The sequence below is a fragment of the Bradyrhizobium sp. P5_C12 genome (assembly GCF_054049735.1).
Map to the genome: position 1 here is coordinate 18,890 of NZ_JBFULU010000033.1, position 12,378 is coordinate 31,267.

Sequence of the window (12,378 nt, forward strand, 5' to 3'; positions counted from 1 at the left end):
CGCGGGATTTTGAGGGGAAAGCCGGCCGGTCAGCCGATGAAGTAGAATTCGAAGGGCACGCCGACGACGAGGCCGAAATAGTTGCCGTCATCGCTGCCGGAATCGCCGCCGCGGACACTCGGCGCGCCGCAGATGATCTTGGCGCCGGGGTCCGCGTTGTAGAACGTCTTGGCGCGGAAGATCTCGCCGATCGGATTGGCGATCGCCAGATGATCCTCCAGGCCGTAACCCTTCGGCACGAACACATGCGCGAAGATGTTGCCGAGCGTCAGCCAGGTCTGGCTGCCCGGCTTGCCGGCGCCGCGCAGCTTGCTCTCGACCTGCAGGACCTCGAAATAGGTCCACGGCACGGGCACCGCCGGCGGCCAAGGCGATGCCGGCGGGTCCTCGTTCTGGTAGGCGACCTGCGTCGCCGAGAAATTTGCGACGAAGCGCGCCTTGCAGGCGGCAACCGCTCCAGCCCAATCAGCCATGGTCAGCGCGCCCTGATCTGGATGGCGGGCTGGCGCACCAGCCAGTCCTGCCGGGATTTTTCGGACATGGTCCGCCTGCCCCGTTTCAGCTGCTTGGAGAATGCCGCGTAAGCGGAGATCCCACCGAAGCGCACCGGCATGAAGGTGAACTTGACGGCCGCGCGGTTGCCGTACCTGTTGGCGACGATCAACGCAGTATCCTCATAGACATGCAGCGGCGCCTGCATCCGGGCGTTGCCGATCTCGAGCTTGCGGGCATAGGGCACCGGGTTGGAGATGTTGATCTGGTCGCCACGCTTGAACGCCCTGACGTCCTGGACGACCTGCCCGTTGAGAAAGACGAGATGACTGTCGCGGTAGAGACCGCGGTGAAGATCATCGCCGGAGCCGACCGGCGAGCGCGACCGCAGCGTCTCCAACGCGAAATCGACGATGTCCTGCATCGCCAGATAGCGAAAGATCAGCCTCATACCTTGACGAGGGTGTCCGATTTTCCGGTTACGATCTGCTCGACCTCGGTCGGCAGCAGGTTGTTCTGGCGCATCCTGTCCTGTTCGGCGCGGATCGCCTTGATCATCTTCTTGCGGGCCGCGCGCAGCGCCTGCTGCTTGGCAAACAGGATAGTCTTTCGCGCGTCGAGAGGCCCCGATCCGCCGCCCTTGGCGATCAGCCCGGCTTCCTCGCCGACAGAGATGTTCGAGGAGTCCAGCGCATCAAGCCGGCGGCGATAATCCGCCTCGTCAAAGACCTGGCCCATCAGCCGCGCACCTGGATCTCGAGGGCGACCAGGACGCCGGCGATACGGCGGGTTGAGTCGTCGACACCCATGATCTGGATCTCGGCGCCACGCACGACAAGCTTGTCATCACTGGTCAGCGGCAACATCGTCGAAAGCGCGACCTTTCCGGACGGCACGGACGCGGCGGGATCGTTGAGCAGGATCACCCTGCGATCGCCCTGCTGGACCGCACCGACGATCTGCTGCGGCTGGTAGCCCATCACACGGCCCTGCGCGATCGCCTCGGCCGCCGGCGCGCGCGCCGCGCCCTTCCCGACGTAGCGGCGCACGGTGATGGCCTCGCCGACCTGCGCGAGCATCCTGCGATGGCTGGCGAGCGCCTGATCCGGGGTCACGGCCTCAGCCCTCGCCCTTCTCGGTCGTCGAGGTGATGACCTGGCCGACCGCGCCGACCTCGCCCGCCGAGACGGTCGAGGAGTCCCCACCATCGTTTGGGCCGCCGTTGCTCCCCGCGGTCATGCGGCTGATGACCTGGTCGAGCGCCGAGCGGGTGACCTCGAGCGCGCCTACATGCGTTTTCAGCGCCGCATGCTGGTCGTCGATGTCGTCGAGCACGGTGTCATAGCGCTGGCCGGTGACGGCCAGCTCGGTCTCGGCCTTCTCGGCCCGCGCCAGGCGCGAGGCGAAGCCGGCCAGCTGGATCGGCCGGCCAATGGAACGGTTCATGTCGATAGCCTCCAACAATTCCGGGTGACGTTCGATCGCGACCAGCAGCCGCCGCAACCGCAGGCGCCGGTGCGCGGTCGCGACCAGGACGTCAACGTCCATTTGTCCTACTTCGCGGCGACCTTGAGCCGGACCGCCTGCTCCATCACCCGGCCGGACGCGGTCCGGATCCGGTTGCGCAGCACATAACGCTGCCCGTCCTCGCCGCCGGAGATGACGGCCGTCGTCACCGCCGGCGAATTGGTCGCTTTGTCCGCGACGATCCCGGGCGGCAGGATGAAGTCCGACACCACGATCGCATCCGCCGGCGCGATCGCCTCGCCCCGCCGCAGCCGCGCCGCCTCGTCCGCCGTGCATAGCCGCAAGGTCCAGTCGAGCGAATAGTCGAGGACCTCGTCGGGCGACTTCGACGGCCAGATCGCCGGACCGGGGCGAGTGCCGAGCTTGATGCTGCGCATGGACATCGGGCTACGGAAACAACACAGCCTTGGTCATGCGGGCACAATCAACAGCACCAGTGAAGGTGGTGAGATGGGTGCCGCCGGCCATGGCCGCTGCTCCTGTTGAACGGGTTTCAGAAAACGCGAAGGCTCGACAGCAGCGAGGCGGCCGCGTCGGTGACGATCTGGGCGGCCTTGCTGTCGCTCTGGTAGCGCTGCGACCCGATCCCCTCGACCCGGTCCTCGAACAGCATCGGGTCGCGGGTCGAGGCCGTCAGCAGCGCGCGCGCGCCGAGCGCGATCGCATTGATCAACTGCCGCGGCGCGACGTTGTCGGCGCCGTCATAGCCGCACTCGTAGCGAATCCGGACCGAGGCGGCATCGCAGCGCGCGACTGGCCAGCACTTGCCATAGGCGGGCTCGACCAGCTGCCGGCCATCGATGGCGCCGACGCGCAGCAGCCGGTAATCGGTGTTGAGTGCCAGCGCCTGCTCGACGCCTGCCGTATCGAGATATTTGATGCTGACGATCCCGATCAGCGGCGGATAATTGAGCGCGATTGCCTCGCCGCCGCAGCGATAGTGTCGCGGCCGGCAGCGCCAGCCTTCCGCGAAGCTTTCGAGCTGCAGCTCCCAGGTCTGCGGGCGCAGCGCGCGGCCGAGCGTCCCATTGGTGCCGGCATCGAGCGTGTCGATCGCGGCATCGAGCGCCATCGTCAGCGCCGCGTCCTGGTCGGTCCCGGTAATGCCGAGCGCCGCCTTGCAATCGGCGAGCGACACCAGCTCGCCGGCCGGCGGCTCGATCAGGATGGGCACGGGCAAGGCATGGCTTTCGCGATGCGACATGGCTGACAATCGATCCAAGCGGAAAGGAATGGCGACCCGCGCGGGACTGCGCCCGCGCGAGCCGAATTTCACAGCGCTACGTCGGCGGATTCGCTGCCGGCTTGCGCAGCGGGCGCAGCACCCAGTTGCCGGAGATGAAGATATTGCCGGCGTCATTGAGCGCGGGCGTTATCGTCACCCTGCAGTAGCGCTTGATGCCGACATAGCCGATCTTGCGCATCTTGTTGTCGTCGCTGGCCGCGGTAAAGCTCGCCGTGGTCTCGAGGCCGTTGAGGTAATCATCCGCGACAGCCGCAGCGTCAGAGAGATTGGCCGCGTCGCCATCCTCGACCAGGACGGTGAAGGTCGCGTCGGCGTCGGTGTTGGCACCGATATCGATCACGAACATGCAGCCGTCGTAGCCCTTGAGATCGACGATCTGGGAAACAATGGGCGTGTTGGTGGTCTGCGCGGCGACAGGGGAGATGCCGCGCTTGACGTCGAGATTGTCCATGATGTCGCGCATCGATGGAGTCCTTTCGAAAAATGGTTGCAGGGAAGGATGGACCGGCGGCCCCATACAGGCCGCCGGAAAATCGTCAGGCCGTTACGCCGTGCCGAACTTGACCAGCTTGATGGCCTCGAAATTGACCACGCCGCCGCCCGTGCGCTTGTGGGTGTAGAACTTCACGAACGGCTTGGCCGTGAAGGGATCGCGCAGGACGCGGATGCCGAGACGATCGACGATCGTGTAGGCTTCCTTGAGGTTGCCGAAGGCGATCGAGAAGCTGTTCGAGGCCTTGTCGGGCATGTCCTCCATACGAGCGACCGGATAGCCGAGGATCATTTCCGGCGTACCTGCCTGCAGCGACGGCTGCCACAGATAGTCACCCTGGCTGTTCTTGAACTTGCGGATCTCGGCGATCAGCTTGCGCTTGATGCACCAGACCGCACCATCCAGGTAGCCATTCTTGAGCAGGCCCATGACGTCGATCAAGGCATCAGCCTTGTTCGAGGCCGCCCAATCGCCGTCGACGCCGGTCTTGAGGTAGCCGATCTGGCCCCACGCGACGCCCGAACCGGTGTCCTCGGTCTGGGTATAACCGTTGACAAAACCCAGGATCTTGTTCGCCGCACCGGTGACGAACTCCTTGTTCTCGAAGCGAGAGAACTTGTTGGTGACCTTGTCGGCATGCCAGGCTTCGACGTCGACCGCGGCATCGTCGAGCAGGTTCTGCGTCGCCTTCGGCTCGGTATCGATATCCCAAACCGGGATCGAATATTTGCCAACCTGCGCCGTCTTGGTGTCGCCAGAAGTAGTGCGCTCGCCGGCATAGCCGGCCCCGGCCTCATCGGTATCCTCGATGCCTTCCAGCTTGTCAGTCGAGATGGTCTGCTGGTTCGCATACTGGCGGACCGGGCTCGTCTCATAGAGCTTCTTGACGATGCGGCCAGAGGTGTCCGGCGTGACGAAATAGCCGCCGTCAGGATCGGAGCCAACCGCGAGAGTCTTGTGCTCCTCGGCCGACAGAAGCTTGTCGCCCTTGCGCAGGTACTTGTCGTTTGCCGCCTTGTRAGCGCGATAGCCGGCCTCGTCGAGCGGCTGCACCCCGCGCTCGCCGCGGGTCTCGAGGAGCTTGTTAAACTCCTTCAACTCGAGCTGGAAACGGCCGTTCTCGTTGTTCTGCAGACCGAGACGGTTGAGCTTCTTCTCGATCTCGTCAACGTGCTTGATCTCAGCCTCGACCTTTGCGTCGAGCGCCGCCTTGGCCTCGACGGCCTTGTCGAGCGACTCGTTAATCTTCGCCAGCTTGTCGGAGGTGACGACGTCGGCCATACCCTTTTTGATGCCGGCGATCTCCTCCTGATGCGTATCCTTGAAAGCCTTGAAGGCCTCACCGATACGGTCGAAAACCTGCTTCAGCTCGGTCGGGACGCCGGCAAGCGCGCCGAATTCGGCCGTATGCAGCGCCAGATTGTTGTGCCCGCCGAACGCGAGCGCCGGCTGGACATCGAAGCCGAGGACCATGACGGCCGAGACCGTCGTGATCGCCAGCATGGCCACGCACAGCGCGCCATAGCGGGATTTGTAGAGATTCGTCATGGGTGTCTTACTTCCCTGTGAGAGTTGAGATCAGGCGGTCGATCGACGCGCCAACTTCCTGCCCATCATCGCCAGCATCCCGCATGGACTCGATGGCCTTGAACCCCTGCCCGGCGATCGCCGCAGCTTGGGCACGCGAGAACCCACCTGCATCCCGCAGGAAGGTCTCGAATTCACGGATGGAGCCGCTCTTGACCTGTCCGATACGGGCCTTTGGATTGGCCGGCATTGTCACGATCGAGACTTCCATCAAATCGACTTTCTTGAGCGTGCGGCGCGGCTCCTCCGGCCGCGAGCGCGCGCTCCACTCCTTGGCGACGTAGCCGATCGACAGGCCGTTGATGGCCGGTCGCGGCTGCATCTTCATCAGGGAATACAGCTCCTGGCCGCGCGGCGTCGGCGCCAGCTTGCCCTCGACGACGAGGCCCTTGCTGTCCTCATGCATGTCGGTCCAGACGCCGACCGGGACATTGTCCTGACCGCCGAGGAACGAACCATGCTGCGACAGCATCGCCGGCCAGTCGTTCTGCGACTTGGCGCGCGCCAACGTATCCTTGAAGGCGCCGGCGGCGATGACGTCGCCATAGCTATCGACGTTGCCGAACACGGCGCCGTAGCCGGAGAACGTCATATCGCTATCGGAGCCGGCGAACTTCAGCTCGGCGATCCGGCAGGCGAGCGTGTTGAGCATCGTTAGCCCTCCGGCAGCTTGTCGTTAGGGTTGGATTTCGGCGCGACCGCGGGCTCTGGCTTGCCCTTGCCCCAATCGACCGGATTCATGTCGAGAAGCTCGCGGACCTCGTTCACCTCGGCCATCGGCGTCGAGCCGCCGGAGCCGAGCATCTTGGTGATCGCGTCGATCTTGTCCTTGAAGGCGCCTCGCTGCAGCGAGTCGAGATTGAACTTGGCCTTGACGCCCTTGAGCGTGTCATCCTTGCCGATCAGATTTTTGCCGATCGATGTCTCGACGCGACGGCTCGGCGGCTGCAGCGTGTGCACGCGGTGCGCGATGAAAAATTGCTCGGCGGAGGCGAAGGTCGGCGAGGTGTTGCCGGCGTGGCCGATCATGATCGGCATCACACGGACCAGGCGACAGACTTCCTCGACCTGGTGCTTACGCTGCTCGAGCGTCTGCGCGTCGACGCCCTTCATCGTTTCGCTGATGTACTTCGCTGCGCGATCGAGGATCAGCGGCTCGCCGGATTCGGCGGCCTGGTATTCCTTGATGAAGGCCCGCAACTCCTGATATTGCGCGGAATTGAGCGTTCCCTCGACCGAATACGTGCCGCTGGTTCGCAGGCCGTTCTTGTAGAGATGCGCCTGGTCGGTCTCGATGGCGATCGACAGGCCGAGCGCCTCGCGGGCCAGCTTGAGGAAATCCATCCCCTGCCAGCCGTTCCACGACGGTCCGCGGACATGCCAGATCAGGTCGGACGGGAACGTCTTGACCTGACCGCCGATGTTGACGTCGTAAACCAGCGTCAGATCGCGCTGGCGCCTCACCTGTACAAGATGCGGCTCGATCGGGATCAGCTCGTCGATGCGCCCGCGGACGATGCTCTTGAACGCATAGAAATTGAAGGCGACCTCGAGGTGAAAGACCAGCGTTTCGAAGAATTCGAACGTGGTCTGTGTGTCGTTTGGCTGCACTGTCAGCAGCGGATAAAGCGGATGGTCCTTGGCGATGTCCTTGCCGTTGCCGTCCGGCCGATCACGGAACAGGTCGCACGGACATTGTGCGATATCCTCGGCCTTCACGCGCACACACGCGAAAAACGTCGCGGTCCGCAGCGCACTGTCGAGATTGACGACAGCCCCGGAGCGCGACGGCGGCCGCCCATAGATCTCGCGAAACAGCGCGAGCGAACCATCCGGATTCGCGCCAGCGCTCTTGAAACCGCGCCAACCCGCGTCGAGACGTGACCAAAGCCCCATGAATGCGCCCTAAGCTGCTTTCTCGGCCGAGGCCGGCGCCGACTTTTGCCAGAACGAGATGCCTTGCGCGGCCGGATTCCAGCTCATCAGGATGGTGGCCTGCAGCAACGCGATCAGCGGGTCGATCTTGGCGCGGCCAGCGACCTGTTTTGTGATCATGTCGGCGTTGCCGCGCTGCTCGACCTTGGCGTTGCCGACAACCCACGTCATCAGCGCCTGGTCGGCGTGAAAATAGGTCCCGTCAGCGAGCTTGATGTCGAGTCCGTAGACCGCGGGGGCCAGCGCCGGCCCCTGCAACAGCCGGCGGATCATGTCCTCGGTCACACCGGCGCCGAACAGCGCCTCGAAAAGGGCCGCCGCCCGGTTCGGGTCGATGCCGACCGCGTTCTTGTCCGGCAAAAGGCCGCTGGCGACGACGCGCGCGACGTAACTCGCCATATCCGCATGCGCCTCGCCGATCTCAAGGATCTTGAACGAGTGCTCTTTCTCGAAATCCTCAAGATGCGAGGCGATTTCCTTGCGGCGCAACAGAACGATCGGGTCAGCCCAGCCATGGCACCACGACAGCCAATGCCGCGTTACTTTTTCGCGGCCCATCACCGCCAGGCCGAGCAGATCGTCGCGGCCGCCGCCGTCGAGGCCGATCGTGACCACCTCGCTGCGCGCGAGCAGCGATTCCAGGTCAAGTTTCTCGTCGACCTGCTGATCCCAGAGATCGGCGCCGCTCCAGCCGTCATCATTGGTGCCGGTCCCAATCTCGATGTTGAGATGCTGCGAGGCCCAGATCCGGATCGCCTCCTCGCCCTTTTCGCGCTCGCTGGTGAAGTCGGCGAGCATCGAGGCGACGGTGATCGGCCGGTTGATGTTCGGCATGACCCACGGCCAGCATTCCGGATTCATCCAGCGCGGCTCGACGCCATGCTTGCGCTCCTCGCGCGTCAACGTGGCGATGTCGCGCGGCAGCTCATAGAGCAGCGGCAGCGTCGAGCGGATGGTTTTGCCGCGATAGAGCCCATCGCGCACATTGCGGACGAACTTCAGCTCGCTCTTGAAGGCGCCGGCCGGAGCGTCGTCGCTCTGCGTTGTGGTTATGACCAGCACGCCCTCCTCGGTCTTGTCGAGGCCGCCGCGGATCTGGCGCAGCACCCGCGAGGTCTGGGCTCGCTTGCCCAGCAGATGCAGCTCGTCGAGCAGGACGAAGATCAGCGCCATCGCGCCGGTCAAGATCTTCAGGTCAAAGCTCGCGATCATGATCTCCGACTTGGTGACGAGATCCTCGATCGTCTTGTCGTAGTCCCGCGGCTTGAAGCGCCGGCGCAGGTCCGGCGACTCCTCGATCATGCCAACCGCCTGCTCGTAGGCGCGATCGGCGACCGCTTGCGTCTCGCCGAGAAACAGCGCCGTCGCGCGCGGCCGGTAGTTCATCAGCATCGCGACCAGCATCAGCGCCGCGGAATAGGTCGTCTTTGACGAGCCTTTCGGGACCAGCGCGAAGAAATCACGGATCATCCGGACCCTGTTGACCGGGTCCCAGGAGCCGAACACGGCCCGGACCAGGTCGCGGAACCACTCGCCGGAGGCGTCGCCGAGCCGCGGGGTGCCAGGCACGTCCGGCAGCCGCAACTCGTCGAAGAACGCCAGCCCCATGTCCGCCTCAGCCGTGAACAGCGGCAGGTCCGGCATCAGCGAGCGGCCCTCGCGGATGCGGGTTTCCCAGTCGGGGCAAGAGGTGTCCCAGGGGATCAAGAATTGAGACCCTGCTGCCGACGCGCCATCAGCTCGCCCAGCGGCGAGCCGACGTCGGGCGAATGCGCGGCCGAGATCTCGGCGGCCTTCTTGCCGACCTTCTCCGGCTTCACGGCCCTGTCGGCCGGCTTGGCCTTCTGCGGCTGCTGCGTCTGGCCGTAGAGCATCAGGTCGTTCCGCTCCAGGTACCTCTGGAATTCCCGGATCGCCGAGACGTTGCCGGCGTTGAYGCCGTCGAGCAGCTTGACACCGAGCTGCGCGACCAGGCGATCGCGCGAGACGTCCCGAAACCTAAGCTCTGAAAAATAATGCTTCCGCAGCGTCGGCTGGGTGATGAACAGCGCCGATGCGATCCGCGCGTTGCTCCAGCCGAGCGCGACTAACAGGCTGACACGATTCCGGTTTTGCTGAGATGCGACATGTTCCGGCCGGCCGCGCTCGCCCCAGTTGGACGGCACAGGATCACCAAACAGGTCGAAAACTTCAGCCACGATGAAAAAAAACCTACGAATGAGAGAGGGGCCGGTCCGTGGAGAGGGGGGCTGCGAGGATTTGACCACCCCCTCCCCTTGCTGATGTCAGCGCTTCGGCTTGCGCACGGGCTTGCGACGACGTGACTGCTGCTCGCGCTTGTCGCGGGCGATGGTGATGATGGCTGCCATGGCGCCGGCCAGGTAGGCAGCACGCAGAGACTTCGGGTTGGTCATGTCCTCGATCCTTTCGGGGTTGGTCAGTGCCAGACGCCGCGCGTGTGGAGGGACTGCTGCTCGGCCTTCTGCTTGGCCTTGTCGTGGCAGCTCTTGAGCAGCGTCTGCAGATTGCTCTCATCCCAGAACAATCGCTCATCACCACGATGCGGGATCTTGTGGTCACAGACGAGCAGCGACGTTTCGCCCTCGACGTGACCGCATCCGCACTGGCAGGTGTAGAGATCGCGCAGGAAGATCGCGAGGCGAAGCCGCTGCCAGCGCGCCGTGTTGTACCAGGCCTTCCACGGCAATTTCGGCATCTACAAAAGGAAAGGCCCGATCATGCCGCGGGGCGATGATCGGGCCTGGCAACGCGCCACAAGTCTAGGGAGGAAACGCCCAAGGAGGGCAGCGGGCAACGCATCACCGTCGCCGCACACCCTAGGCATGCAAAAGCCCGGCGCGATGGCCGGGCTTGTTTCACGTGGAACGAATTTCCGAATCTCTGCAACTTCCACTTCGCGCTAAGCGAAGATGGATGCGCCGGAGAGCAGTCTCCGTTCGAGCCATTCAGTGCGCGGTCGCAACACCTAGGCTGGCTCGATCTGACACTCGTCGAATTCGACAGGTGTCATGCGCTTGAAGATGTCGAGAAGGACATTGAGTCGGCCTCTCGAGTCAAGCCTGTCGACCATTCCGGGAAACGAGGCAAACGGACCGTCGATGATCCGAACGCGCTGCCCTTCCTGGAAAAGCCGACGCCGTCGAGCAACTGGAATGTTGCCGTCCGCGACCATTGCGCGCACGCCAGCCATGTCGACGGTGCCCTGATATCGCCTAGGAAACTCGTCGATACGCGCGTGAGGCTTGCGCTCGATCCCAGGCGCATTCTCCCAGATCCATGGACGCCATTCACCAACCATCAGGAAGCCCGCAACGCCATCGACGTCGAGACCGCCAAGCTTGACCTGAAAATCAGGGATGAAGATCAGGCCGGCAAAGAGCGGCACAACTACGTCGCGGTAGGACACCGCTGCAAAGCCACTGCGACGCCGCTCGAACTTCTTACGCTGGCGCAAGGTCGGATAGTAGGCGCTGATCCCGCGATCGCGGAACGTGCGCATGACCTTGCTTTCCTTGTTCGCATAGGTCTGCAGCATGAACCACCGCTGCGGCTGCACCGGCGCTGCAGTGACCTCGTCAGCGAGCGTAACGTAACCAACGAAATCGCCGATTTTATAGACCATGTTCATTCGTCTCCCCCTGCCTGTGATGCGTCGTCGTCGAGCCATGTGCCGTTGCGCCGCGGCGGCCAGCGGCGCGGCACGCGAAGGCCTTCTTTCGATTTTCGTAATTTGAAGCCGGGATGATTCCACGGCAGGCCATGGACGGCCGGGTTGTGGTCCTCAAGCCAGATCTTTTCCGGGCGCGGCTCGGCGCCGAGCCAGCGGTGCAGCCGTTCACGCCACGCGGCAAATTCGTGCGACCCGAGATCGACGACCAGCCAGGCATCGGACGGACGGCCGCACGCGGCGAGCGCGACCAGATCGGCTTGAGGTGGCATGGTGCGCCACACGCCCTCGCCGAGCTCCGGCTCGCGCCGCACGGGCAGCTCGCGCCGTTCGGCGATCAGCGACGCGATCTTGAGCCCGTCCAGCTCCTCGCCCAGCACGAAGCGACGCTGCGGCGGCTTGGGCAGATCCTCGCCGAGCACTGCATTCGGAAACTCGTCAAAGCCGTGATGGCGGATCCAGCGATCGAAATTCGGCGGCTTGGTCCGCCCGGCTCTGGTCAGCGCCGACGCGAACAGCGGCACGGCGGCACGGCACAGCCGCTGCTTGTCGGGTGACAGCTCGCGGAATGCGGCCAGCGCGGCGTCCCGCCGATGGCCCTGCGTCTCGCGACCGGGCCAAGCCTGCCACGCCGGCGCAAAGTGCTCCGGCTCTGGCGCATCTTCCAAAACCCGTTGATGCGCGCCCTCGCCCCCGGAGGGGGTTTTTGGGGGAGATTCAGGATCAGGTTCAGAGGTTAGCTGGTCGCAAGTACTGCTAGGGTTAACCGAGGGCAAACCGAGGGCCACCCCCGAATTTAGCCCTAGCAGCCTGCTAGGGCTAATCACCGTTGTTTCCGCAGCGTTTTCGATAATGTCGCTGTCGACCTCGCGGCCCTGCGCCCGCGCCTCGATCGCGTCAGGATCAGCATCGAACATCAGCCGGATCTTGTCGGTCGTACGGCGGCCGCGGCCCTCGCCGTTGCGCACACCGTTCTCGTCGAGCCATTGCGGCTGGCGCGCGATCGCGCCGACCTGCTCGAGCCAGACCAGACGACGCCGCACGGTGTCGGTCGACATGCCGTCGCAGTCCTCGGCGAGCGTCGGGATCGCCACGAACGCAAACCCTTCGCCGTCAACGTAGAGCGACAACGTGCGAAGGATGACGGACGCAGGCAAGTTGCGCAGGTGCAGGTTACGCGCCCAGCTATGGGCCTCGTCGGCGGCGATGCGTCGCGCCCGCCTTTTCGCGGTCGTCATGGTGATGCTCTTAATTTCTCGATTCAACTGGACGCGGTAAGCAACTGCACTGAATTGGTTTTGCTATCGCGGCCCCATCAGCATGATCCGAACGATCTCCTCGTCCGGATATCTCCACAGCAGTCCGCGGCTGATCGCGTCGTCGGCCGGCGGCGAGCGTGCGCAAGAGAAG

The 12,378-nt window shown here is 64.2% G+C and carries 17 protein-coding genes; all 17 read right to left on the reverse strand.

Annotated features, from left to right (window positions below; genetic code table 11):
• Positions 1–29: 29 nt before the first annotated feature.
• Entirely contained in the window at positions 30–473 is a 444-nt protein-coding gene (locus tag ACXJMY_RS25720; RefSeq protein WP_456622145.1) for a hypothetical protein, read from the reverse strand.
• A 2-nt stretch (positions 474–475) separates the two neighbouring features.
• Positions 476–943, reverse strand: coding sequence for a hypothetical protein (locus ACXJMY_RS25725; RefSeq protein ID WP_456622146.1), 468 nt, complete (start codon positions 941–943; stop codon positions 476–478).
• Positions 940–1,230, reverse strand: a complete 291-nt coding sequence (locus ACXJMY_RS25730; RefSeq protein WP_456622147.1) for a hypothetical protein — start codon at positions 1,228–1,230, stop codon at positions 940–942. The genes ACXJMY_RS25725 and ACXJMY_RS25730 overlap by 4 nt, the downstream gene beginning before the upstream one ends.
• Complete coding sequence (locus tag ACXJMY_RS25735; protein ID WP_456622148.1) at positions 1,230–1,607, reverse strand: hypothetical protein; 378 nt, start codon at positions 1,605–1,607, stop codon at positions 1,230–1,232. Before ACXJMY_RS25735 ends, ACXJMY_RS25730 begins: the two co-directional genes overlap by 1 nt.
• A 4-nt stretch (positions 1,608–1,611) precedes the next feature.
• Complete coding sequence (locus ACXJMY_RS25740) at positions 1,612–2,040, reverse strand: hypothetical protein (protein WP_456622149.1); 429 nt, start codon at positions 2,038–2,040, stop codon at positions 1,612–1,614.
• Between the two features lie 5 nt (positions 2,041–2,045).
• On the reverse strand, positions 2,046–2,402 hold the full coding sequence (locus tag ACXJMY_RS25745; protein WP_456622150.1) for a phage fiber-tail adaptor protein: 357 nt from the start codon (positions 2,400–2,402) through the stop codon (positions 2,046–2,048).
• A 110-nt stretch (positions 2,403–2,512) separates the two neighbouring features.
• Positions 2,513–3,223 carry a phage head-tail connector protein gene (locus ACXJMY_RS25750; RefSeq protein ID WP_456622151.1) on the reverse strand — a complete coding sequence of 237 codons (711 nt, stop codon included), beginning with the start codon at positions 3,221–3,223 and terminating at the stop codon, positions 2,513–2,515.
• Positions 3,224–3,299: 76 nt separating this feature from the next.
• On the reverse strand, positions 3,300–3,728 hold the full coding sequence (locus ACXJMY_RS25755) for a hypothetical protein (RefSeq protein WP_456622152.1): 429 nt from the start codon (positions 3,726–3,728) through the stop codon (positions 3,300–3,302).
• An 81-nt stretch (positions 3,729–3,809) separates the two neighbouring features.
• Positions 3,810–5,306: a phage major capsid protein gene (locus ACXJMY_RS25760; RefSeq protein ID WP_456622153.1), complete on the reverse strand. Its 1,497-nt coding sequence runs from the start codon at positions 5,304–5,306 to the stop codon at positions 3,810–3,812.
• A 7-nt stretch (positions 5,307–5,313) separates the two neighbouring features.
• Entirely contained in the window at positions 5,314–5,997 is a 684-nt protein-coding gene (locus tag ACXJMY_RS25765) for an HK97 family phage prohead protease (RefSeq protein ID WP_456622154.1), read from the reverse strand.
• Between the two features lie 2 nt (positions 5,998–5,999).
• The gene (locus ACXJMY_RS25770; protein ID WP_456622155.1) at positions 6,000–7,241 is read right to left on the reverse strand and encodes a phage portal protein; all 1,242 of its coding nucleotides are present in this window, start codon (positions 7,239–7,241) and stop codon (positions 6,000–6,002) included.
• A 9-nt stretch (positions 7,242–7,250) separates the two neighbouring features.
• A complete protein-coding gene (locus tag ACXJMY_RS25775) occupies positions 7,251–8,987 on the reverse strand; it encodes a terminase large subunit domain-containing protein (RefSeq protein WP_456622156.1) in 1,737 nt (578 codons plus the stop codon).
• On the reverse strand, positions 8,984–9,478 hold the full coding sequence (locus ACXJMY_RS25780; RefSeq protein WP_456622157.1) for a hypothetical protein: 495 nt from the start codon (positions 9,476–9,478) through the stop codon (positions 8,984–8,986). Before ACXJMY_RS25780 ends, ACXJMY_RS25775 begins: the two co-directional genes overlap by 4 nt.
• Before the next feature lie 87 nt (positions 9,479–9,565).
• Entirely contained in the window at positions 9,566–9,694 is a 129-nt protein-coding gene (locus tag ACXJMY_RS25785) for a hypothetical protein (protein ID WP_456622158.1), read from the reverse strand.
• Positions 9,695–9,717: 23 nt separating this feature from the next.
• Positions 9,718–9,996, reverse strand: a complete 279-nt coding sequence (locus ACXJMY_RS25790; RefSeq protein ID WP_456622159.1) for an HNH endonuclease — start codon at positions 9,994–9,996, stop codon at positions 9,718–9,720.
• 270 nt (positions 9,997–10,266) lie between these two features.
• The gene (nusG, locus tag ACXJMY_RS25795) at positions 10,267–10,929 is read right to left on the reverse strand and encodes a transcription termination/antitermination protein NusG (RefSeq protein ID WP_456622160.1); all 663 of its coding nucleotides are present in this window, start codon (positions 10,927–10,929) and stop codon (positions 10,267–10,269) included.
• Positions 10,926–12,206 (reverse strand): hypothetical protein, encoded by a 1,281-nt coding sequence (locus tag ACXJMY_RS25800; protein WP_456622161.1) that lies wholly within the window; start codon positions 12,204–12,206, stop codon positions 10,926–10,928. Before ACXJMY_RS25800 ends, nusG begins: the two co-directional genes overlap by 4 nt.
• Between the last annotated feature and the right edge of the window lie 172 nt (positions 12,207–12,378).

Excerpts from the sequence above, each read along its gene's own strand:
- ACXJMY_RS25720 (WP_456622145.1), bottom strand. The coding sequence starts at position 473 with ATGGCTGATTGGGCTGGAGCGGTTGCCGCCTGCAAGGCGCGCTTCGTC.
- ACXJMY_RS25725 (WP_456622146.1), bottom strand. The coding sequence starts at position 943 with ATGAGGCTGATCTTTCGCTATCTGGCGATGCAGGACATCGTCGATTTC.
- ACXJMY_RS25730 (WP_456622147.1), bottom strand. The coding sequence starts at position 1,230 with ATGGGCCAGGTCTTTGACGAGGCGGATTATCGCCGCCGGCTTGATGCG.
- ACXJMY_RS25740 (WP_456622149.1), bottom strand. The coding sequence starts at position 2,040 with ATGGACGTTGACGTCCTGGTCGCGACCGCGCACCGGCGCCTGCGGTTG.
- ACXJMY_RS25745 (WP_456622150.1), bottom strand. The coding sequence starts at position 2,402 with ATGTCCATGCGCAGCATCAAGCTCGGCACTCGCCCCGGTCCGGCGATC.
- ACXJMY_RS25750 (WP_456622151.1), bottom strand. The coding sequence starts at position 3,223 with ATGTCGCATCGCGAAAGCCATGCCTTGCCCGTGCCCATCCTGATCGAG.
- ACXJMY_RS25755 (WP_456622152.1), bottom strand. The coding sequence starts at position 3,728 with ATGCGCGACATCATGGACAATCTCGACGTCAAGCGCGGCATCTCCCCT.
- ACXJMY_RS25765 (WP_456622154.1), bottom strand. The coding sequence starts at position 5,997 with ATGCTCAACACGCTCGCCTGCCGGATCGCCGAGCTGAAGTTCGCCGGC.
- ACXJMY_RS25770 (WP_456622155.1), bottom strand. The coding sequence starts at position 7,241 with ATGGGGCTTTGGTCACGTCTCGACGCGGGTTGGCGCGGTTTCAAGAGC.
- ACXJMY_RS25785 (WP_456622158.1), bottom strand. The coding sequence starts at position 9,694 with ATGACCAACCCGAAGTCTCTGCGTGCTGCCTACCTGGCCGGCGCCATG.
- ACXJMY_RS25790 (WP_456622159.1), bottom strand. The coding sequence starts at position 9,996 with ATGCCGAAATTGCCGTGGAAGGCCTGGTACAACACGGCGCGCTGGCAG.
- nusG (WP_456622160.1), bottom strand. The coding sequence starts at position 10,929 with ATGAACATGGTCTATAAAATCGGCGATTTCGTTGGTTACGTTACGCTC.
- ACXJMY_RS25800 (WP_456622161.1), bottom strand. The coding sequence starts at position 12,206 with ATGACGACCGCGAAAAGGCGGGCGCGACGCATCGCCGCCGACGAGGCC.